The organism is Bacillus sp. HMSC036E02 (assembly GCF_001836235.1).
GTDB lineage: Bacteria > Bacillota > Bacilli > Bacillales > Bacillaceae_G > Bacillus_A > Bacillus_A cereus.
Window position 1 is genome coordinate 309,933 of sequence record NZ_KV827856.1, and the last position, 21,426, is coordinate 331,358.

Below are 21,426 nucleotides of genomic sequence, written 5' to 3' on the forward strand. Positions count from 1 at the left end.
TATTTCACCCTTTTCTTAATTCATTCGTTTATACACGAATGTTGCTAGACACAAACTATCATAAGCATCCATCATTTCATTGATTAGACGACCACCGACAGAGAAAAAAGACTCAACATAGCTTTTTATCCATTGAAACACTTGCTCTTTTAGTTATTTTTACATTTTGAATCTACGAAAATGAATTCCCTTATAAAAACTCTAACAGAGAATCTTCCTTCCAAATTTCACCTAGGGAATTATTTGTTTTCCAAAAAAACTACCAACATCTTTATCAACTCATTTTAGAATATTTAAACAATAATTCCATATACATTACCTGCATAAATTATTCATTTTCTTTTATATAAGACCTACCTTTTTACTTTTGATAGATTATTAGACATTGGATTATTATACATAAATCCCAAAAACATGCGGTATTTTGTAGAATTTTGTCTATCAATATGTATGTACACCCTTTTGTAGTGGATATAGACTGTGAGGTGTAAGGAGATACCTTACAAAATAATAAAAAGGAGATTATAGAATGAGTAGATTAACAAAATTCTCAAAGTTAGTATTTGCAACTTTAATCGCGGGAAGTAGTCTAAGCACCTTTGTTTCGTCACACAGTGTACAAGCTGACACCTTAGATCCTAATTACCAAGACAATATAAAATTCATACCACCTTCTAGTGCTAGGCCAAAATTGGAACAAAAAAACACTATTGTTCCAGAAGCAAAAGTTGTTAAAAACCATTATGTAAAGTACTCTAAAGCACATTTCCAAACTAAAGAAAGTATACCAAAAGAGATTTATTATTCTTCAGAAGGCTTTAAGGGCTATATACAGGCAAGTACCGTTTGGGATATGGGAGATCATTTCGCAACACTATATTCCGGAACCGTTATTCGATGTTAGACTTTTAATCCATTCTCCCCTAATGCTTAAAATGGTTAATAACTCACTGCCAATACTGTAATATCTATTGTTCATAAAATAAACCACAAAATCTTTCGATTTCATGGTTTATCAAATATAAAGATAATGCTAAACGAATACTCTAACATTACCTTCCCCAAAGTTAATTATAGAGTATTTTCAAAAAAAAGACACTCTTGTAGTGTCTTTTTTATAGTATTTTAAAAAGAATTCCACCTACTAACACCTTTTTGTTGCGCCTATTCGTTTATTTCAATATGATACTTTTCCATCTCGTATATGCAATAGACAATGATAGCTAAACTCCAACTGACACTATAATAATTATGTGTGTAGAAGTCATAGCCCGCTTTAATACCTTTCTCTATTACAACTAATGTAAATCCTAAAGCCACCCATCTGTTAATTTTCATCTTTATAAACGTTAAAGAGATAATTATTAAAAATAAAATATTTGTAAGATGATTTATCATTAGCTCATATTTTTGAATGTATACCGCCATTATACAAGCAACGATATTAGTCGCAATGCCAAAGGCAATCACCGCTCCCCAAACCCTGTCCGAAAGTCCCACTCCTGAGTCAGTCCCTTCCTAAACAAATATCCCTTTCTTTAATTCGTTCCTACACCCTATTCAAGATATGCTAAATTATCCTTGTCTGATGAATATCTATTTATCTTTTCATATAGAGCAAACAAAATTTCTACTCATAATTTTTTCTTTATTAGACAAACTATGTCTAAGCCGTTTGAACTAGCGGCTTCACTCTTCTGGTAATGAGATAGCACAATTTATTGAATTGACTAACTCATTCAATCCACTGGCACCGGCAGGCAACAAAATAGTTGTCTGCCATTTTCATGTATACTTTTTCTAATTTCATTACAAACCAAATGTGTGCTGTACTGATTTCAAAAGGACAGCATTTCATTTTTAAAAATGTAAAAAAGATAAGATCCTGTCTACTTTTGGTATAGGACTTTTTCTTTTCACACATACTATTTTTGAACCTGTTTACCGATACGTGTCCTAATGGTGTCTTGAATTCCTCCTAAAAAGGGCTGCAGATACGACTGCATGCCCTTTTATTTACGTTGCTTCTCTATATTGAATAAAATAATTAAAAACTAAAAATGTAATATTACATATTTTTTCTGTTCAGATTATATTAGGATTTACTTCGTAGTCGAATTATAGTTTCGTATCTAATTCAGCAATATGTGAACTGTTTACCTAAAGAAAAGACAACCAAAAGGTGTCTTTTCTTCTTTTAATCTAAAAAACATTTCTCCTATTTAGTAAGATCCAATTAGCCCTCTAACCTAAGCCTCATATTTAAAGGTAATTTAATCATACACTCAAGAATTTTCATCTATTTCAATATACTTATAACTTAATTTCCAATCACATTTCCAGCACTATATTTGCTTTCTTACAGAATTTCTGTCTTGTTCTTAATTCTGTCAAAATCCTCATGTAGCTATACAAAGAATATATGCTACTATGATATTAAGAAACTATGCGTTCCCTTAACCCTGTACCCGGCCCTGTATTTATTACAGGGTCTTTGTTTATTTTATTTACTTTTATTGGCTTATAAAGGTTAATACACAACCAATTTCAATTAAAACCGTTTAAATGTTAGTTAGAATTTGAAAAAATATATCTATTAACTTTTTTAACAAATGTAATCTAATATTAAATTTCTAAATCTATACTGTACTATACACCAGTTAACACTATATAAATAGTATTAACTATCTTAATTGAATATTAGTAATAGTAAGTATAAACATTATCAATTTACTACATCTTACATTTATGTAAAAATAAATACATGTTAAGCTTTTTCAAAATCTTTCCCCTAATAAAGATTTGAAGTAGCATTTCATGATTCTCCTTACTGTTAATATGCCTTGAAAAAGAACCCTATAGGGTTCTTTTTCTTTTCATTATAACCTCAGTAAGTCCTTATTTAACATGCAAAAAAGGACTGCTAATTATTTGCAGCCCTTTTACACGTTAATATACACTTGTATTACATGCTTAAAACTTTATTGTATTAGGTATTTATACCAACTAAACATGCCATTATCATTTAGATATATAACACTTCAAAGTTTAGAAGTATACAATAACAAATCTTTCCCAACTTCCAGCTACATAACTAGTAGCTGTTAATTCTCTACCACCATTTGCTGATATATATCTACCATTACTTAGTGCTTGTAATACATATATCCTATTGTCTCCACCATTATATAAGATAAACTTTTCCCATGCACCAATTGATGTACGATCTGCTACTACTCTACCATTTGGCTCAAACAAAACATACTTCCCATTACTTTTAGTTTTTAAAGCGTACGTATATAATTCCCCAGTCGGAATTAATTCGAATTTCTCCCATTCATTAACTGCATTACGATTTGCTATTATATTTCCCGAAGGCTCAGCCGAAACATATTGTAAATTTGCTGCCTATATAGCAACTGTCCAACTTCCATTTTACTTTAAAGGTTTAAACAATTGTGACCACATTTGTTTAAACCTCCACAATTTTTTCTAAGCTATTCTCTAAAAATCTTATTTTTCGTTGTAAATAAACCTGATTGGTACTCTTTATGCAAAAGAAAAGATGGAACCTTTAATTCAACTCCACCTTTTTTCGAAATAAAAAGCATCTAATTCTATTTGAATTAGATGCTTATATTTAGTCCTTAAACCTAATATTCTAAACTATTTACGCGTTTGTAAATCTTTTTTTATTACATCCCAGAGTGAATTATCTTGACGCATCGGTTTACCCTCTTCATCCCATTTTATTTTTTCTGTTCCCAATTCATAATTCATCCCTGTCCATGTGTCTTCACGGAATGCATAGAATGATTTATGCCATCCTTTTTGGTTAAAGATAGAAATAAGATCTTGCATGTATTGGGTAGCACCTGGAACAGTACGGTTAATTCCAAACTCCTCTGCAATAATTCGATTAGATGGTACATGATTTTTCTTAGACCATTGTTGAATTGGCTTCAAAAACTTCTCTAATCCCTGTCTATTCCACATTACAGGTTTCTCTAAATCCCCTACTTTTACTAATCCTGGATATTGATATTCCTTGTTTTGTTTTTCACCTTGGCTCGTTAATTCATATGGTTCATACATATGAAATGCGTATAGTGTTTTTTTATCCTCTACTGGTTTTAAATATTTAAAGGCCCATGGAGTAGCATATAAACCTGAATCTAAAATAATCGGTGTTTCTTTGTCCACTTCACGAATGGAGTTAATCACCTTTTCATAAAATCTGTTTAAATCAGCTGTCGTTCCTTTTACTTTTGCATACCATTTCTCGTAATCTTCCGTCCAAAAATCATTATATCTATTATTTTTAGCTGTTTCTGGATGTGGTTCATTTATAATATTATAACCAACCACCGCGGGGTGATCTTTTAGTTCCAGAGCGAGGTCCTTCCAAAATTGACTTGCTTGTTCTTGATACTTCTCTTCTTCCCATATTCTGTCGTCATTCTTATTATTATTAAATTGGCGCCATCGATCACCAGGTAAGGATAACATTGTAAGAACGACTTTCATTCCTTGTGATTGTGCGGCATCTAAATCCGCCTTTAATTTTTCTAGATCTTCCTTTACTAATCCCCGATAGTTATCTGCATTACCTATCAGAAAATCCTTTCCAGAAGTATCTGGTTTATCCTCAAATAGAAAATCTTTATCTTTTGCCCATTTATCAGGTGCTAAACGTACATATTCAATATTAGCTTCTTTTGCACTTTTATAGTTTTCAGGTAATGACGTACTATTCATGAAATTAGTACCCTTTCTTTTCGAATCCCAAAAACTAATTTTTGAATCGCCCTTGTGGTATGTATCAGCTCTTACATTCATTTCCTGTACTCCAAAACTCATCATGCCTAATAACGCAACAATTGGCAAAACTTTTTTCACAACTTTTCCTTCTTTCTCTTTATATTTAACACACATAACATACCTTTGTTTTGTTACAGGAATATGGCAATTCCCCCAAAAAACCTTTTATGTTTATAAAGTAGAAGTTCATTTATACTAAAAAAAGAAGGAGATAATTACCAAGTTGTTTCATTATCTAAAAAACAAAAAAGGAATCCTTTACGGATTCCTTTTTGCCTTGCACTCTTTTTCAAATAGTGCATCTTTGCACCCAATTTTATTATACCTTATAATTCACATAAGATAAATAAGATTAATTAAAATTCAATTCTATATTTTCATAAAAAAGATGTGAGTCTAGAAATTAATAATACTAGGTTCACTTACGAAAGATTTGTATTCTTTCACCAACAATAAAACATCATAATTCCTTATAATTTTACAGATAAAATAGCATATTTTTAAAACTCATCCCTTGAACATTCTATTAGTTGTTCCATACCAATCTTTTGCGCATGTTCCTCACTATCTATCAAAGTCAATCCTTGTGATATATAACTCCAAAATTCATATCCACAATCCTCCATCCATCTATACGCTTCTGTTGTATATAGGCCATCCTTTCTTTTAATGATTTGAACCTTATAGTTTTTACTTAGAGAAAAAAACTCTTGTATAACCTGCTCCATTTATGCAATATCCCCCTAAAATAAGAGCTAGGCTTTTTCACCTAACCCTACTAATATATTTACCCTTGTTTAATCAATCTCATACGGACATCTTCGTCTGCACTATAAAGTTGTAACATATTTAAATCATAATTTTGTACCTGATATCTAAAACTCTCAGTTCTTTGAGTCTTATGACCATTCTCAGTTACGCTTGTTAATTTTAATGTTAATTGTAAAGAAGGTACGTCTAACTCGTATGTTCCTTTCATTAGACTATCTCTACTTGAGAAATCCCCATACTTATAAAAAGCAAATGTCATATCATCTTTTAAATCGAGTATTGTTTTGACTCCTTCTCCTAAATCAATACCATACTTACCTACAATAGACCTTTCATTTTTAATATACCTAGATGTATTAGAATCGTTTATTCCTAACTCTTCATCAGTACCAACTATCCCTTTGAACATACCTGTTTCAGCTTGGCTCTTGTCTAATTCTAATTGACTTGAGTTATGTGAAGATGATTTTGGAACAAAACTTGATGAAACGTCTTCACTAGACGAATCAGAAGAACTTTCTACTTTTTTTGATTCATTCTTTAGTTTTTCAAACACTGGTATCCAAATACGATTACCTTCTGATAGCTTACTGTCTGCCTTTTCAAGTACTTCCTTATCAGCTTCCATTGAGAAGTCTGTTTTCTTGAATACCTTTTCTACTTCTTCAAAAGATTCCCTATACTTACTGACTGCTTTAAGGGCTTCTTTGTGATCTTCCTTGTATTTAGAAGAGGCATCTATAGACTCTATCTTATCCAGTACTTTCATATAGTCTTTAATGGAAACTAAGACTTCTTTCCTTGATTTACTACCTTTTTGGTAGTATTTTATTGAATCTTTATAAAAACTTAACCGCTTCACTAAATCTTTCTCCATGTCTAACATGTATTGTGGGTATTCCTCTTCTAAAACTCGAATCCTTTAAATATCTTTCTCGTTATCTTTTAAGCTAGCAGACTTTTTATCTTGTTCAGTAGCTTTCGCTTTGCTTCTATCTTTGGTGAACCTTGAGTCGTAGCACAACCACCTAATAATATAACCGGAATCGCTAATGTGATTAGTTTCTTTGATTTCATACGTCATCCCCCTTTAATAATCGTTGTTATTTTCTTCTCTACTTACCTTTTTAGAATTTAATTTATGAATACGAAATCTACCTTCTGTATCATCACTTAAATTCCTTTCTACTTTCTTCTCTGCTTTACGTTTCGCATCGGGGAAATCTTTGTCTATTTCATCAAAAATTGGTTTCCATGTACTCAGTACGTCTATAATTATATTATTTGCTTTCTCGAATTCTTCAGATAGTTTATTATCATTATATAAAGAATATAAGATTTCACAAGACCAGATAAGCAGAGCCGAAAGCAATAATGGAACCTTCTCATCCTTTTGAATCGCAAGTATTTTTGGTGCCCATTCACCAGCTACAACATATAAGAAATTTGCAACTATATATTAACGATTTCGGAAAGATTACTAAATAACGTTATTATTTTTTACTTATGAGTTTTCTCATAGTTTTATTTTTCCGGCAATCTTTCAACTAAATTCATATTACATTAAAATACATAGGAATTAACTTTAATCCCTTTCTTCCTAATTTTTTTACAATATAAGTTTGCATTTTCACGGTGAAAAGGTTTTATTAAAAATGTAAGTTACCTCGCAAGTTTGTATTTTCACATCTCCCGTGAATTTGAACTTGTTTAATCCTATCTATCTTACCTAATTATTTAAATTCCTCCCTAAAAGAAAAAGGCAGCCACCTCAGGCTGTCTTTTTCTTTTATAAAATACAATAGAATAACAACAAATGTATTTATTGAATAGTAAACAATTATATTGGAGTATTAATCCCAAAATCCGTGTAGTTAAAAATAAAAAGATAAAGGTCCTTCCTCTAGTGAAAATTTAAAAATTAAACTTTAAGAAGGATATAATATTTAAATTAAATTTTGTTACTTTAAATTGTTCTAACTGGTATAATTTATAAGATCATTTAAATTAAGGAGGAACATAAGTAATGTTAGAGGTCGTCAGTGCATTTTTCTTACTAATTCTTTATTCTATTGTTTATCTTTTTTCAAGTGGAGAAACTAAGCAAATTGCAAAAAAAAACATAAAAGAGATTATGAATAGCCCTGATGGAGTAATATTATTAATCCTAGCTTTGGCACTTCTAATCGGTGGGTTATATTTAATATTCGTATGATTATAGACTCCGATAATAAAGTTAACCGACCAAAAACACATAATTGTGAAAAAACTTGATTACAGGAAGAGAAAAATGATTCTGAAAGAAAATGTTTAAGAAAATTTGTATTTTTAATAGGAAACAAATTTCCAAAATTCGAAAACTTAGTTTATGATACTGGTAATCCGAATTGTGATAAAAGTAAAAGGTTTGTAACCCCACATTGAATAATACAAACCTAATAAAAAATGAAAAAATTAAATGCATAAAATCCGTTTCTAAAATAGAAACGGATTTTTAAATTCATAAATCTTTAAGACAATATTTTTGTTATGCTTCTTTCTCTTTTTATAACTATTCTATTTCTTCATGTCGGTAAGGCAATTCAATCTCGCGTAAGATTGGTACCTGAGCACCTGCTGTTTTTAAAAGCGTTTTTACATATACAGTTTGAATTGGTTGGAAAATATCTGTTGAAAAATCAAACTTCTCCATTAGTCCTTCATCAAAGTACAATTCATGTTTTACAGTGTAATCATTAAATGATGGACATCCAACGGGTACTGTTACCTTTGGCGTGTTTACATTTGTAAAACGACGATTTGTTCCTTCTAAAGAGAACTTTGTTGTGAATTCCGCAGTATCTTGGGAATATTCACGGTATTCAACAACGATGTCTTGGAATCCATACATAAAAATTCGTTTGTTATCATGCTTAAACCAGTAAGGTTGTTTTACTTTAATTTGTAATTCTGTTACTTGTCTTCTTGGGAATGAGAATACTAACTTACCAGATTCAACAATCTCTTCTGGAATTTCTGTATTGTTTACCTTTTTAATTGGATAGGTTTCAATACGCCTCCACTCTCCATTTTGATTCTTATATTGAATATCAAGAATACTCATAGAGTACTCCGGAGATGGATGAATAGTAATTGTGTTTGTATAAATGTTATTAGAAATATTTTGTGGAATTTTCACATGAATTAATCCATAAACTTCTGTTACGCATTTGTTTTCGTTTGATTCAGATTGACGAACCCAGAATGAGTTCTTATCTCCATCAAATGCTTTAGTAATACCACTAGAATCTACTGCATAGAACTTGCGTTGTTTTGTTTCTTCATCAATTGGCTCTACATCTGAGGACTCAAATACACTTACTTCTAGGTTGCTAGGCAATATGTATTCTCCTAAGTCATTCTTATAAGCAATCTTATCATGAGCTCTAACAACAACTGGGGTAACAATCCCGTGAAGTGTATCTATATTAATGGGATTATTTGCATTTGAGGAAATAATATTGCTTGCATGATAGAAGGATCGAGTTAGGATACTCTCCCCGTCTACACTGTTATTTTGGTAATCCTTTTCTAGCTCATATACCCGTCCTTCTAACTTCTTTAGACGGTTTTGTAAGAAGTAATTTTCACGTAAAATATGATCCATATTTTCAGAGATTGTGCCATCATGACTATTAACAATATCAAACAAATTTGTAATATCAGTCTGGATGTCATTACGTAGTTTATTAAACTCTTCAGAAGAGCTAGGCCCCTTGTTTAGATTCGGATTTCTTAATGTAATCGGGCGCATGTACTCACCTTCCCTATCGTATCGAATTAATTTTTTCTTCTAGTTCATCAACATTTGGTTTAATAACCATGTCGATAGATGAAGCTTGAATTGGTGTTTCATTAAAGTAATATATCTCAAGATCTTTTATTTCAACATTTTCCGCCTTTAACTCTTTCGGTTTTTCATGAACGTTTATATTAATTGATACCGATTCAGCATATTGGAAACGTAACACGTAATCGATAGTGATAAATTCATTACTTTTCGCTAAAGGAACCTTCCTTGTGTCACCATTCTTATCTGGTCCCATACGCATATTGTTCGAACCAAAGGAAAAGTCTGAAGCACCACCTGTACTTCTTACCTTCATTCGAATATAAAGCTTGTCTCCTGGTTCTACATAAAGAGTACTAAACATTCCTACTGGATCTAGCAATCCATTTGAAGAGAGCTTAATTGCGTCACTCACTGCTGTTTTTGTACAGCCATTTAAAGGGCTCCAACTATCTAATTCAGGAATAGGAACTGTTCGTGAGTAATCAATTTTTTGAAGTGTGGAAGCCGTAAATAAACTCGACTTCCCTACTTCCCGATCACCTGTCATGATAGAAATGAAATTATTGTACATTTCTTTTTTGTGTCCATCTTTATGTGTTGCTTCATTTCCTTCTGTAATGTTTCCTAATAATAAAAGGTCGTGGGCAGATTCAAGAACAAAATTCGTATATTGGGAAAGCTCAGTAACACCACGGTAACGAGCATTGGCTTTATGGAAAGAAGGTTTATATTTCTTTTCTATTTTCATCTCTTTGCCATCCCTTTCATTTATTTAAGCTTTAGATAGGTATTTCTCTTTAATACAGTTGTGTAAATTACCAACACATACGTTTTGTCATTTCTAATTGGGACAGTACTTACCTATTTTATTCTAAGACTTGTAACAAGTATGTCTTACCATTTCTTTACCCATTGATAACTCTTCACTAACTAAATTGTAATGTATATCGACGTAATACAGGTGTTGTATACTGCCCTACTGAGAATTGTTTCATAACGATTTTTAATTGAATATTTCGGTGATCTACTTCATCCACATAGTCATAGTAAAAATCATATGTTACACCCGGTAGTGAATGATTAACCACAATATAAACCTTTCCATCTTTCTCATAAAGGGCGTACTTAGACCAATCGTTGTTCTTTGTGTTATATCGTAAGTCGAATACAGATACCTTTTCCAGGAACTGACTTGAAGAATAACAATGAGTACTTACACGAATCGGATCAAATCCTAAATCAATCGTACAGTCCTTATTCAAATTCTGTACATACACCAACACAGTTAGATCATTCCATCCCTGTTTAAATTTGTAGTTTACATTAGTTTGAGAAGAAGGGATTCCTTCAAATAACTTTTCTCCATTTAAGAAGATGGCAATCGGTTCTGTAGATGATGGGATTGTAGAAAGCACTTGTTCTTTTCCTTCATAGAAAATACCCATTCCATAATACAGTTGCGTATGTTGTGTGAATTGTTCATCTTGTAAAATCAGTCCTCGATTCCCTTCCTTGATTGGTATTACATTTCGAACGATATCATTTGATGGCTTCTTCCAATCATCGAGAGAAGGGATATGGGTTTCACCAAAATTCTCGACTGTCTTCTGAACACTCCAAGCATCTTTACCCATATATAAACGCTCTGTTCGCGGAACGATTTTACGCTTCTCAATAGAACCTAATGAGTAGAATGCAACTCCATTTGCTTGCAGTTCAATAATCTCAGATTCTTGGCCACCGATATTCTTTCTAATGCCCAAGTTTGTTGGACTAGCATGAACAACATATTTAAAATCAATTAGGTTAGGTGCTTGTGCAGTATCCCTGTTAACAGGAGAAATCTGTTTCCAGCTCTCTTCCCTATCATCTACTCGTACAAAGTACTCGATATCCGTACCGTCCGGAATCTCTTCTTCTGTAACCAATGATACTTTCCCAATAGAGAATGTCTCATCTGTTTTTGGCGTAAGAAATTTTGTAACAACCTCTCCTCTTTCTGGATAACTTAATTGGAAAAATTGAATTTTTTTAACTCCAAACAAGTACTGATATGAATAACCTTCAGGATGGACAATTTCTTTATCACTTTCCTGTTTGCGAATCCAAATTCGCATATTCTTCATTTCTGTTGTCGGGAAATAAAAAGATACATTATTCCCCGTCTGCTTACCATCTGGATAATATGGTAAGTGGAAATAATTCAGTTCATCTAGCGTGAATTCAATATACACAGTAGCACTTTTAATTGTATGTAGGCTTAAATCAATTCGATTCAATACCTGTTTATCATTAAATTTGATATCTATATATCCATCAGCTGGCCCTTCCGTTTTAGACAACCATACTTCTTGGAATGTTTCATTTGTATTTACATTTAATGCTTGTTCAATCTTCCCTGAAATGGGAATCTTCTTAAATGTACTTACAGAACTCTTTGGCATAACGAACTTAATTTCACTAGCAGGATTAATTAAAAATGAGGTATTCTCCTGTTTTTTAAGTGTTATTTGATGATTTTTTATATCGATAGATACATTGTCTTCTGAATCAATTTTAGATAGGTCATCCAATGTATCAAAGATACTAGCTAAGTAACCTGTCTTTCCATATAGCAAAATTTTCTCTTTTAATTCCGATTCTAATCTTCTAGCTTCATACTCTAATCGATTCTTTTCTACTTCAAACCAATGAAACTTTCCCTTTAGCTGGTTATGAACAGCAATTGTATTTTCGTAAAGAATCATCAAATCTTTTTGAATTTTTTCAACAACTTCATTAAAAAAATCAGACTCAGCTAATTCACCATTACGAATACGCTTAAATGTATACTCAGGAGCACTTAATTCTTGATCTCTTAATAGTTTATTTAAACGAGAAGCGAATTCCTTGGATGTAGGAAGATTTCCCTTTCTCAGTTCTTCTTGAAGGATTTGGTTTACCGCTACAGTAAAACGTTTTTGACGAATATTGATAGACATCCCCTACACCCCTTTCTGTTCGGTAAGAATTTTTAAAGCGAAGTCTTCAACGAGTGGTGTTGTATGAAGAAGAGGTATTTCATCTTCTGTTGTTTTCTCCGGTCTCTTCATAATGATTTTTAACCTTACTTGCTTTGGAAGTTCTTTTAATTGAAGGTTTTGTTTGTAAAGAGCAAACGCATTTTCAATATCAGATTCGTTATCATTAACTGAAAGCACCTTTGCAGGGAACTTATCGTTTACTGGTTGCTGATGTTGTGGGGAGATTCTATGCCAGTCTATATCATCGAAAGAAACAAAGTATTGAATCCAATCATTGGATTCACTTACCTTCTCTTTGTATATAGCAGGAACTTTTTCATTTGCATATAGAAGTACTTTCTTAATACCATCTTCAAATAGAAATGGTTTGCTAATATATTCACTCGTTTCAGCGAATTCGAAACTCATAATGTCGATGTCTCGAACTCCTATAGCGTAACGCCAACCTTCAACAGCTTCTAATACCTTTTTAATCTCATAGTCGCTATTAATAGTATGGATGCCGTATTTTTCATCAACAATATTACTAGGCACCTCCTGTTTGCGAATACGTGTAAATGAAGTAGAATCTTTTTTTCTTCTATAGAATGCTTCTTGTCCTAATAATTCTTTATAAGAATTTGGTTGTTCTAGTACGAATTCAATATATTTTGCTTCTCTTGATGGGAAGCTCCAAACACCTTGGCCAGAAAATTTTGTTTTAGCAAAGTTTTCACTACCATCGAATAAATCCTCAGCTCGATAGCTTTGAGGTGTTTTATTGATTTCTTGGTTTAATACAAATTGGTCTTTTTCGAAAAGACCTTGGTATTCAATACCGTCATTAGACGTTCGAATAGAATATACATTAACTGTACCTGGGCTACCTGCAGCATGATAAGGATTTAAATTAATCCAGTTGATTGTCTCGTTCTTAGGTAATTGAACAACAATCTTTACACGTAGTAAGTCACCATGTTCCTTTCCCTTTGCCCATTCAACGTCGTAATAGAATGATTGTTTCTTATAACTTTCTGGGATATTTACCATTTCATATTCAAATACAGTATCCGGGTTTCCGTCGATTAATGCTTTTGGATCATCATTCTTAATTTGAGAAGAAACATACTGGTAATTTTCGAAATCTGAATCTGATTGAACTTTACGAGATAGAAAATAAGTTCCTGCAATTCCATTACCTTGAATAGCTCGAACTTTACTTCCTATGCTTCTATTTAAAGCATTTGTACGACGCAGTGTTAATACGCCTTCTTGTGTATGAATCATGCTTCTGTTCTCTACTGGAGTTAAAGCAGAATCCACATTATCGTAATTCGTAAACGATTCTTTTAAATAAACCGTGTTAGGGGTTGTTTCTTCAGTTAACATTTGAAGGTCTGATACGACTCCATTAATACTGCGCACGATAGATAAGATTCTATCTTTCTCACTCTGAGAATAATTAAAATAATCTACCAGGTATGTAGCAATGGTATTTAGTTCTGAGAATAAGATACCTAAGTCTTTCTCCATTTCCTTGTTGTTATCATAGTAATCCTCAAGAAAAGGTAGTTCTCCATACACAACTTTACGTGCCTGGAATAAAGGCTTACCTATACAAGATTGATACCTGTAAAAGATTTCATCTGCTAATTGAGATACTTCTTCTTTTGTAGCAGAACTACTTAATCGTATTTTCGCTTGCTCCAAAAGATATTCTCTTTGTTTCTCTAATATTTTAGATTCAATAACAGGGGCATTCATTCTTGCACCTCCCTACTTCATGACTTTAAATTTTAATTGGTAACTATCGACCATTGGCGTTACTACTAGTTCATCACCAACGTTTTTACGCAAAATAACTTTTAATCGAAAGTTTGTCACTAAGTAATCGTAGTGTACAACCACTGTAGCATTACCATGATTTGTTGCTTCATTATAATAAAGGTCCGATCGATTAAAGCTTTCTGTGAAAATAAGTTTATTCTTCTCTTGCTTATACTCAAATGTATTGTAAACAGAATCCGGAACAATGCTGTACTTATTTAAAAACACATCTTTGTTAGTTTTATAATCTGTACGGTTTTTTGTTGTAAATTCATTTTTGCTTGAATAAGAGATTGGGAAGAACTCTTTTTGTGTCTTTCCCCCTTCTACTACAATTGAACCATTCGTTAGAAATACATCAATTGGTCTGTAATCACTTGTATTCGGATCATAATTCTCTTCACTGTTCACTTGTTGATAATCAACATATGGATACTTAGACAGCTTAATTGTATTGTTATAATCAGTTCCATTTGGGAAAGACTCCACTTTACGAACCCTTTTAGAAAATCGATCTCCTACCTTAACTGTCCAAGGGTCAAATAAGTTTGCGTTTGGTACATAATCAATAGTGTAAATTGAACTATTATCATGAGGCACAGCCAACTGAATAGCAGCTCCTCTTTCTGTAAAGTACCAGTCACTCCTATTCATTAAAATATTATTGCGGTATACTCTTGTATTATCTTCATCACTAATGTCTGCATGGAATCGAAGTCCCGCACTTGAGCCACGGAAGAATAGCTTTTCACACTTCACATTCCTTGTACCTTCAGGAAGGATTGAAACCCAATCATTAAGTGAAGGATTTTCTTCTAATGAGATGTAGTATTCAATAGAAGTGACTCGATCTGTTGCCATCCCATTTAGCTCATTAAACAGCGGATGGTCTTCAAAGGTAGATAATGAAACCTCTACAATATTCCCCTCTACTTCAATTGGTTTTGTAACAAAAATTCCAGCTTGTTCATACAGAGAATGATTTAATTGAATGTTCTTTATTCCATACTGGTAAACATATTCTGTTGAACTATTTGTACGATTACTTGAACCAATTCCTTCTACGATTGGAGGAAGCGGTCCAGGTGTTGTGCTACTTGTAGTACTTTGACTTTGTAGTAAAGTTGTTTTTGGTTTACTTGCACTTTCAAAACTGTTAACCATCTAAATCCTCCTTTCTATCGTTGCTGGCTATCTAAAGATTTTTTTGCTTGTTCAAAATCACTACGGTATAAATTCATAGGGTCCGATGAAATAGATGAGTGACTTACATTAATGTTTTGGTAACTATCTAAGATTTCTTGATGCAGCTGAATACCAGATTTAGAAGAGAATAATTGGTCTACATATTCTCCAACTGCAGACTCATAAATAGATTGGCTTCTTGTTGAAGCTTGATCCCATAGCTCTGCTTTCATTACTTCTTCTTCCTTCATTGTTTGGTCTAGTAATGTGTAAGACTCTTGCTTAATGATTAAATAGAATGTCTTTGCAAATACAGGAGAGAAATGGAGATAGATCGATCCATTTGTTTGAACTGCTCTTGAAAGAGGAATTTCGTAAGTAGTCGATTCTTCATTCTGGTCAACTTGATACATCAATGAAAGTAACTCGATTGGATACTCTGTAAAGAAATCAATTAACAAATGATTTACGGTTTTAGGCTTGTCTAACGTGATTTTTAGCTTGGCCATAACACCTTTTCCGCTGACCTTTTCTGTTTCATCTACTACATCTGTTTCTAACGCGGAGAAGAAATTATAAAACTCATTTACTTCTTTAAGGGCGATTTCCGTTAAATCAATATAGGTCAAACTAGTACCTGTAAAGTCTGTTTCAAAATCATACCCATATGAAACAATTTTCTTTCCCGCGAATTCCCAAGAATAAGGATAGTATTCGATTTTATAAAGTAATCGTTTTAATACTTCCGTTAATCTTGGTCCAGCTTCTACAATCGGGCGATCATCAAGCTCAGCATGTTCATAATCACTATTAGGAGCAACTAGATAGATACTAAAATGCTCTTGTCGATTGTATGGGTGCATAAATGTCATTTCCCATAGTCCTTCAAATTCAGATATGGATAATGAATAATGTTGTTCAATATAAATGGGAGTAGGCATTCTCTTTCCTCCTTTCTATAGTTTTTTTATTTCCGTATAAGCAGGTGCATTCGTTTTAACTGCTTGCGCCCAATACGTTTCAAGTGAATCATCTATTGCATGTTCCAATGGATGGTTTTTATCTGAAATGCTATTTGGTGCTTGATACATAACTTCAATCTTTGCAGTTGTCGCCCCATTTGAATTTTGCATTGTGTTCTCCACTTCTCTGATAGGTAGTGATAAATAGTGTTGATGAAAACTACGATTCAATGATGCGCTTTGTAAAGATTTACCGTCGCGGTCTAAGAATAAATGTGCATATTGATCATGATCTGTTTCCATGTACAAACTCTTTTCTTTTTCTTCAAAACCGTATGTCTTTACGACTAAACCATCTTCTCCTTTTGCTTTTAGGTTTAATTCCTCAACACGAGTAGAAAGTGAGTCTACTTCTCTTTTTACATCATCTAATGTTCCTCGAAGAATTCTGTCGTAATTCGCAATTACTTTCTCAATAATAAGATGTGAGTTATAAAGTCTCTTTAAATCCAGAGCTACATTCGAGTGAATTTGGTTAAAATGTTCGGCATCTACTTTTTCACCCGTTGTCGTAAGAATCGTAACCTTTTCTTTTCTATTTGCAAGTTGTTGAATAAGTGCTTCGAACTCTTCTTTTGTTATGACTTTTACATCAAACAAATCCATATTTTCTTGTAATAGCTGCTCTACTTCTTTACGATCATAATTAGGTAGAACAGATAAATAATTATTCAAATATTCCATACCTACACCTCCTTATGTTGGATATAAACCCAAGGACCTGCCTGTTCACTATATCGATTTCGTATCCGAATAGCAGGACAAGCACTATCGATGGTTGTTTGTTGAATATAAATCCATTCTCCTTTTTCGTTTCTTATTCTCATAGGAGATTTACCTATCTCTAAAGCAGAAGCTAAGATTTCTTCAATTCTTCCATATTGCATTTCGCTGTAATGAAAATGGCCATATTGATTTGTCTTAGTGTTTCGTTTCATAACAGGTTCCGCTTTCACTTGGAATGCATTTGCTTTTGGAGTTTCCTGTCTGGTCTCTTCTTGAATATAAACCCAAGGGGATTTTTCGTCTGTTGTAATTGAACGAATTCGGATTCGTACCTGTGTCATTCAGAAACACCTCCAAAATATAATAAGAGGGAGCTATTGCTCCCTCATGAACGTAACCATTCGTATATGACCAGTCAATATATAAGTTATTGTTATGCTACGACTTCAGCTTCTACTATTTCTTTTGTCGGAACCGCAGGTGGCGCAGGGGGTGCTGCATGTCGCATCATTTCTTCCTGAAGCTGCTGCTCTTCGATAGCTTTTTGTTTTAGAAGTGTTTTGTATTTAACATTTTCACTGATTAACGTAGTAATTGTTGCTTCATATTCTTTGATTAGTAGATTTACATCTAAATTTGTTGTATTCCCTTGTTGATTCATTTTGTCTTTCCTCCTATTGAATATTTGGAACATATTATTTTCTGAACAAATCATAAGGACTACTTATTAAAATATCAAGCTAGTTGTGTTGGTTTTTCGTCCCACTGAATAGCATTTACTTCTTCAATAGTTGTACATGCCTCTATTCGTGGCTGAAGTACATTTCTTAGTTTAGATATTTTCGCATCCTTTTCTTGGTACGCTACAAATGCAACACTCATAAACTGCTCTCTATTTAAAGTAACTCTATGGGGTGTATCACCTTTCCATGCAGTCCACTCAACTTCTGTCATAAGACCTTCATTAAATAATGCTAAACTACCAATGAAATTAGACTGTGCTTCTGTATCAAAAGAGAATGTATATGTCTCTGAACCAACAGAAGCATCAAAGTAGCCTAAAATATCTTTATTGCATGCATCATTTAGTTGATTGAATTTAACTGCCTTAACATCTTTTAAAACAACTTCCATATCTGCACCCTCAACCCACTCATTTAAAGTTTCATCAAATCGGGGTTTGTAATAACTTTCTTTCCAGCAAAACTTAATAATTCTTCGTCCTGCAGATAAAGCTTTTTCTATTTTGTCCTCTGACATTAAGTAGTGCTCAATCACATAACCTTCCTCATCTACTTCCCAACATGGTAATCCCATATCTATAGAGGTAAGTGGAAAATCATTAACAGGTTCTTCTATAATAGGCTCCCCTATAATTCCTACTTCACCTACGACTTCAATATTTTCTAAACTTCCCATAAACAACCCCCCTTTTATTGTCGAGCTAGAAACCTAACTCCATTTAGAGAACAGAACTCATGAGCGCCACCCTGCATTACAACAGTTCCATCTGCATTTATATCAAGACGGGAGTTACCATTAACACCATTAATAGCATTAAAGATAAGTGTTGTTTTTGGTCTAAATCCAGCAGGCAATTGAAATGCAGACCCAGTAGTACCGCTATTACCTCTTAACAATCCCTGTAACACAACAAATCCTGCAGCGTCTTTTGTATAAGCAACCGGACCAAAGGCACCGTAATCCTGCCAACCATTCGTGAATGCTGTAACTTGTGTAAATGGCCTACTTGTTGCTTCCGTGTATCCACCACCATTCGCACCAGTCCAAACTATTAAAGGAATAGAACCATTTTTATCGCTCACACTCCAGGAAGCATCGGTTGAATGTGTAGCTGCATCTCTAACCTTGATGTTCCCAAATGAATCCATCATCATTCCTGATGCGTTTAAGAAGTAAATTCCTCTACCTCCAGCAATATTAAGGTTTCCATAGTTTGTTACGTTACCAGCACCGTCTACTTTCCACCTAACAACATCACCAGTCCCGTGAATTTCCAATCCATTATCTGCGCCAGCACCTGTTCCACCAGTACGAAGTCTTGCGATATTATTAAGGAAGTTTAATGAGATTGATGCTGCGGTATTACCAGGGTTAGTTGCAGCAAAACCACCTGTTGCAGCAACTTCACCGTTTGCTCTTACCGTAGCTCTTCTTGCACCATTTCGAGCGAACTGTAAATCCCCTGTAGCGTTTGAAAGATTATCTGGTGAAACTACAATCTTCCAATTGTTTGTAGGGTCTTTCCATTCTAGCCCTTCTCCACCACCTGGATCAGTGATTGTAATATGGTTTACGTTTTCGATGTTCGTATTACCCATGTCAATTATTCCACCAACAATTAAGTTTCCAGTAATTTTTACATTACCACCAACATAAAGTTTTTCCGTAGTTCCTGCAAAACCATTAATACCTACCCCTCTTTGACGGATAGATAATGCAGGTGTAAATGTAGGAATAGTAACTTTTAGGGTAACATCATTTGAACCATTTAATATGTAACCTATTGAATCACGAACTACAACAGAAATTGTCGCAGTATACGAATCAGCAAGAGTTGTACTACTTGTTACTGTGTAAGACTCTGTTCCGGAAGTTATAGTTGAAGTTCCTTTTGTATATCCTGATGGCATTGTTGAGGTATTTGTAGCTCCTGCTAATGAAGTATTAGGAGTAATACTAACTTTGAAGGTTGCTTTACCAACTATACGAGATAGTTCACTTGAAGTAACACTTGGCTTTTTGTAGTAGTGAAGATCTACTTTTTGGGTTTTTGCAGAAAGTTTCGATGCGTTACCTATTGTTTTAGCTTCTATAAAGAAGGAAACATTTTTCTTACTAGTTAATAAACCGACTTCAGTGTGGTTGAGAGTTGCTGTAGTTGCGGCAGTAACAATACCTGTATTTTTAAGAACCCATAATGCTTCTCCTTCTTCCATTATTATGTCATAGCTACAATTTCGGCCAAGCATGTCCTTGATTGAGCCGGCAATCGAAAGTGAAAGTGGTTTATATTCAGGGAAGATATAGTTTACTGAATTTATTGAGTAGTAAGAAGTGGCTGCTATAGATACACTAGGAGTTCCATTTACAGGAGCGTCTATTCCTAAATTGAGTGGAATAGCTACTGTTTCAGTTCTCGATGAGCCTTTACCATTTGTAGCAGTTACCTGTAAATCAATGGTTCCTTTGTAGGGGTTTGTATCTGAATGGGCAGCCCCATTTAGTGCTGCAGCCTTTAGATTGTCTAGCGTCATATAAGTACCGCCCGTACCATTGTTTGCATTGATTGTAATGTTCCCTGGAGAAACACTAGTTGTTCCATTAATAGTTGTGTATTTACTTGATATCCCACTAATGGTGTAACTTATTGAAGAACCCAAATTGTCAGAAGCAGCTCCAAGTGTTACAACAAAAGTTCTTGTATTGTAAGTAACATTAGCACTAGAAGTTAATGACGGTGATTTTAATTCATTTTTATTTACTGTTGGAGAGTAAATAAACCCAGACATCATTTCGTCTGTTCCTACACGGTTCTTTGCCAGCACAGCATATCGAACCGAGTTTGCACCTGCTCCTGGAGCATCATTAATAGACGTACCACTTATAGCACTATTTACGATGGTCCAGTTTTGACCATTAATACTTCTTTGTAGCTCATAAACAAGAGTTCCGTTTGCACCTGATGCGCTTGGCCAGCTAATATTAAAGGAGCCTGTCCCAAGATTTTCTCTATAATAAGAAGAAACCACTGTTGAACCATCCCTAATGGTAACAGAGCCACCTAATGAGGGAGTCGTAGCATAAACGGAAACAGGTACGGTTCCTGATTTACCTCCGACATAACCTGTTGTACTACTTGATGTTCCACCAAGTTGTGACGTTGCTGAGAATGTGTATGACAAGCTAGATGTTGCCGCTGATATTCCAGATACAGTTACGCTGATTGTGCTAAATTTAGCTCCTGCCCCTTTTGGGAATTTACCTAAAGCAGCAAAAGAAGCAGTAGTACCACCTATATTAATCTTAGGATAAACAAGTGCGTTAAAATAATCGTAAGTTTGGTTATCTAACCTAGCCCAACATGTAACGCTATATGTAACTGAATTTGCAGAACGACTTGTCTGTTCTGCATAAACTGTATAAAGCATGGTCGGGTATGAACCCGACGCCAATGCTGAAAATAACTCCATATGTTTTACTCCTCTCTTAATTTATT

General features: G+C 33.7%; 20 protein-coding genes and 1 pseudogene. 2 read left to right on the plus strand and 19 right to left on the minus strand.

All coding sequences use genetic code 11. The annotated features are described in order from the left end of the window. Positions 1-15: 15 nt before the first annotated feature. Positions 16-141, minus strand: coding sequence for a transposase (locus HMPREF2590_RS30865; protein WP_074595601.1), 126 nt, complete (start codon positions 139-141; stop codon positions 16-18). Between the two features lie 388 nt (positions 142-529). Here HMPREF2590_RS30865 and HMPREF2590_RS19770 point away from each other — a divergent pair, with 388 nt between their 5' ends. Beyond that, positions 530-904, plus strand: a complete 375-nt coding sequence (locus HMPREF2590_RS19770) for a hypothetical protein (protein ID WP_000088957.1) — start codon at positions 530-532, stop codon at positions 902-904. 260 nt (positions 905-1,164) lie between these two features. Here HMPREF2590_RS19770 and HMPREF2590_RS19775 read toward each other — a convergent pair whose 3' ends face one another. The 7 genes and pseudogenes from HMPREF2590_RS19775 to HMPREF2590_RS19800 form a co-directional block, all read right to left on the minus strand. Then, positions 1,165-1,500 (minus strand): hypothetical protein, encoded by a 336-nt coding sequence (locus tag HMPREF2590_RS19775; protein ID WP_000524431.1) that lies wholly within the window; start codon positions 1,498-1,500, stop codon positions 1,165-1,167. Positions 1,501-3,048: 1,548 nt separating this feature from the next. Beyond that, positions 3,049-3,435: pseudogene (locus tag HMPREF2590_RS19780) on the minus strand (fascin domain-containing protein); the annotation flags it as partial. A 231-nt stretch (positions 3,436-3,666) separates the two neighbouring features. Then, complete coding sequence (locus tag HMPREF2590_RS19785; protein ID WP_002026152.1) at positions 3,667-4,935, minus strand: glycoside hydrolase family 5 protein; 1,269 nt, start codon at positions 4,933-4,935, stop codon at positions 3,667-3,669. Between the two features lie 386 nt (positions 4,936-5,321). Continuing rightward, positions 5,322-5,549, minus strand: a complete 228-nt coding sequence (locus HMPREF2590_RS19790) for a hypothetical protein (RefSeq protein WP_000438635.1) — start codon at positions 5,547-5,549, stop codon at positions 5,322-5,324. A gap of 59 nt (positions 5,550-5,608) precedes the next feature. Next, the gene (locus tag HMPREF2590_RS30870; RefSeq protein ID WP_238143659.1) at positions 5,609-6,469 is read right to left on the minus strand and encodes a DUF3994 domain-containing protein; all 861 of its coding nucleotides are present in this window, start codon (positions 6,467-6,469) and stop codon (positions 5,609-5,611) included. A 68-nt stretch (positions 6,470-6,537) separates the two neighbouring features. After that, complete coding sequence (locus HMPREF2590_RS30875) at positions 6,538-6,669, minus strand: hypothetical protein (RefSeq protein ID WP_002098175.1); 132 nt, start codon at positions 6,667-6,669, stop codon at positions 6,538-6,540. 13 nt (positions 6,670-6,682) lie between these two features. After that, the gene (locus tag HMPREF2590_RS19800; RefSeq protein ID WP_000947383.1) at positions 6,683-6,964 is read right to left on the minus strand and encodes a hypothetical protein; all 282 of its coding nucleotides are present in this window, start codon (positions 6,962-6,964) and stop codon (positions 6,683-6,685) included. Positions 6,965-7,618: 654 nt separating this feature from the next. Here HMPREF2590_RS19800 and HMPREF2590_RS19805 point away from each other — a divergent pair. Continuing rightward, positions 7,619-7,807, plus strand: coding sequence for a hypothetical protein (locus HMPREF2590_RS19805; protein WP_050822026.1), 189 nt, complete (start codon positions 7,619-7,621; stop codon positions 7,805-7,807). Positions 7,808-8,143: 336 nt separating this feature from the next. On the opposite strand, the gene HMPREF2590_RS19810 is transcribed toward HMPREF2590_RS19805, so the two are convergent. The 11 genes from HMPREF2590_RS19810 to HMPREF2590_RS19860 all read right to left on the minus strand — a co-directional run bounded on the left by HMPREF2590_RS19810 (position 8,144) and on the right by HMPREF2590_RS19860 (position 21,400). Beyond that, on the minus strand, positions 8,144-9,385 hold the full coding sequence (locus HMPREF2590_RS19810; RefSeq protein WP_050822027.1) for a hypothetical protein: 1,242 nt from the start codon (positions 9,383-9,385) through the stop codon (positions 8,144-8,146). Between the two features lie 13 nt (positions 9,386-9,398). Beyond that, positions 9,399-10,172, minus strand: coding sequence for a hypothetical protein (locus tag HMPREF2590_RS19815; RefSeq protein WP_000687646.1), 774 nt, complete (start codon positions 10,170-10,172; stop codon positions 9,399-9,401). Positions 10,173-10,350: 178 nt separating this feature from the next. After that, entirely contained in the window at positions 10,351-12,405 is a 2,055-nt protein-coding gene (locus tag HMPREF2590_RS19820; RefSeq protein WP_000026336.1) for a hypothetical protein, read from the minus strand. 3 nt (positions 12,406-12,408) lie between these two features. Next, complete coding sequence (locus HMPREF2590_RS19825; protein WP_000993511.1) at positions 12,409-14,190, minus strand: hypothetical protein; 1,782 nt, start codon at positions 14,188-14,190, stop codon at positions 12,409-12,411. 12 nt (positions 14,191-14,202) lie between these two features. Then, positions 14,203-15,417 carry a hypothetical protein gene (locus HMPREF2590_RS19830; RefSeq protein WP_000248229.1) on the minus strand — a complete coding sequence of 405 codons (1,215 nt, stop codon included), beginning with the start codon at positions 15,415-15,417 and terminating at the stop codon, positions 14,203-14,205. Between the two features lie 14 nt (positions 15,418-15,431). Continuing rightward, positions 15,432-16,379 carry a hypothetical protein gene (locus HMPREF2590_RS19835; RefSeq protein ID WP_001142991.1) on the minus strand — a complete coding sequence of 316 codons (948 nt, stop codon included), beginning with the start codon at positions 16,377-16,379 and terminating at the stop codon, positions 15,432-15,434. Between the two features lie 15 nt (positions 16,380-16,394). Then, positions 16,395-17,144 carry a hypothetical protein gene (locus tag HMPREF2590_RS19840; protein WP_000456147.1) on the minus strand — a complete coding sequence of 250 codons (750 nt, stop codon included), beginning with the start codon at positions 17,142-17,144 and terminating at the stop codon, positions 16,395-16,397. Between the two features lie 2 nt (positions 17,145-17,146). After that, positions 17,147-17,527, minus strand: a complete 381-nt coding sequence (locus HMPREF2590_RS19845) for a hypothetical protein (protein ID WP_000195546.1) — start codon at positions 17,525-17,527, stop codon at positions 17,147-17,149. Between the two features lie 92 nt (positions 17,528-17,619). Beyond that, the gene (locus tag HMPREF2590_RS19850) at positions 17,620-17,847 is read right to left on the minus strand and encodes a hypothetical protein (protein WP_001075732.1); all 228 of its coding nucleotides are present in this window, start codon (positions 17,845-17,847) and stop codon (positions 17,620-17,622) included. 74 nt (positions 17,848-17,921) lie between these two features. Then, positions 17,922-18,605, minus strand: a complete 684-nt coding sequence (locus tag HMPREF2590_RS19855; protein WP_000535028.1) for a DUF4376 domain-containing protein — start codon at positions 18,603-18,605, stop codon at positions 17,922-17,924. Between the two features lie 14 nt (positions 18,606-18,619). Further along, positions 18,620-21,400 carry a beta strand repeat-containing protein gene (locus HMPREF2590_RS19860; RefSeq protein ID WP_009326652.1) on the minus strand — a complete coding sequence of 927 codons (2,781 nt, stop codon included), beginning with the start codon at positions 21,398-21,400 and terminating at the stop codon, positions 18,620-18,622. Positions 21,401-21,426 lie beyond the last annotated feature (26 nt).

Excerpts from the sequence above, each read along its gene's own strand:
- HMPREF2590_RS19845 (WP_000195546.1), bottom strand. The coding sequence starts at position 17,527 with ATGACACAGGTACGAATCCGAATTCGTTCAATTACAACAGACGAAAAA.
- HMPREF2590_RS19790 (WP_000438635.1), bottom strand. The coding sequence starts at position 5,549 with ATGGAGCAGGTTATACAAGAGTTTTTTTCTCTAAGTAAAAACTATAAG.
- HMPREF2590_RS19830 (WP_000248229.1), bottom strand. The coding sequence starts at position 15,417 with ATGGTTAACAGTTTTGAAAGTGCAAGTAAACCAAAAACAACTTTACTA.
- HMPREF2590_RS19850 (WP_001075732.1), bottom strand. The coding sequence starts at position 17,847 with ATGAATCAACAAGGGAATACAACAAATTTAGATGTAAATCTACTAATC.
- HMPREF2590_RS30870 (WP_238143659.1), bottom strand. The coding sequence starts at position 6,469 with ATGGAGAAAGATTTAGTGAAGCGGTTAAGTTTTTATAAAGATTCAATA.
- HMPREF2590_RS19785 (WP_002026152.1), bottom strand. The coding sequence starts at position 4,935 with ATGTGTGTTAAATATAAAGAGAAAGAAGGAAAAGTTGTGAAAAAAGTT.
- HMPREF2590_RS19810 (WP_050822027.1), bottom strand. The coding sequence starts at position 9,385 with ATGCGCCCGATTACATTAAGAAATCCGAATCTAAACAAGGGGCCTAGC.
- HMPREF2590_RS19815 (WP_000687646.1), bottom strand. The coding sequence starts at position 10,172 with ATGAAAATAGAAAAGAAATATAAACCTTCTTTCCATAAAGCCAATGCT.
- HMPREF2590_RS30875 (WP_002098175.1), bottom strand. The coding sequence starts at position 6,669 with ATGAAATCAAAGAAACTAATCACATTAGCGATTCCGGTTATATTATTA.
- HMPREF2590_RS19840 (WP_000456147.1), bottom strand. The coding sequence starts at position 17,144 with ATGGAATATTTGAATAATTATTTATCTGTTCTACCTAATTATGATCGT.
- HMPREF2590_RS19855 (WP_000535028.1), bottom strand. The coding sequence starts at position 18,605 with ATGGGAAGTTTAGAAAATATTGAAGTCGTAGGTGAAGTAGGAATTATA.
- HMPREF2590_RS19805 (WP_050822026.1), top strand. The coding sequence starts at position 7,619 with ATGTTAGAGGTCGTCAGTGCATTTTTCTTACTAATTCTTTATTCTATT.
- HMPREF2590_RS19825 (WP_000993511.1), bottom strand. The coding sequence starts at position 14,190 with ATGAATGCCCCTGTTATTGAATCTAAAATATTAGAGAAACAAAGAGAA.
- HMPREF2590_RS19770 (WP_000088957.1), top strand. The coding sequence starts at position 530 with ATGAGTAGATTAACAAAATTCTCAAAGTTAGTATTTGCAACTTTAATC.
- HMPREF2590_RS19820 (WP_000026336.1), bottom strand. The coding sequence starts at position 12,405 with ATGTCTATCAATATTCGTCAAAAACGTTTTACTGTAGCGGTAAACCAA.
- HMPREF2590_RS19835 (WP_001142991.1), bottom strand. The coding sequence starts at position 16,379 with ATGCCTACTCCCATTTATATTGAACAACATTATTCATTATCCATATCT.
- HMPREF2590_RS19860 (WP_009326652.1), bottom strand. The coding sequence starts at position 21,400 with ATGGAGTTATTTTCAGCATTGGCGTCGGGTTCATACCCGACCATGCTT.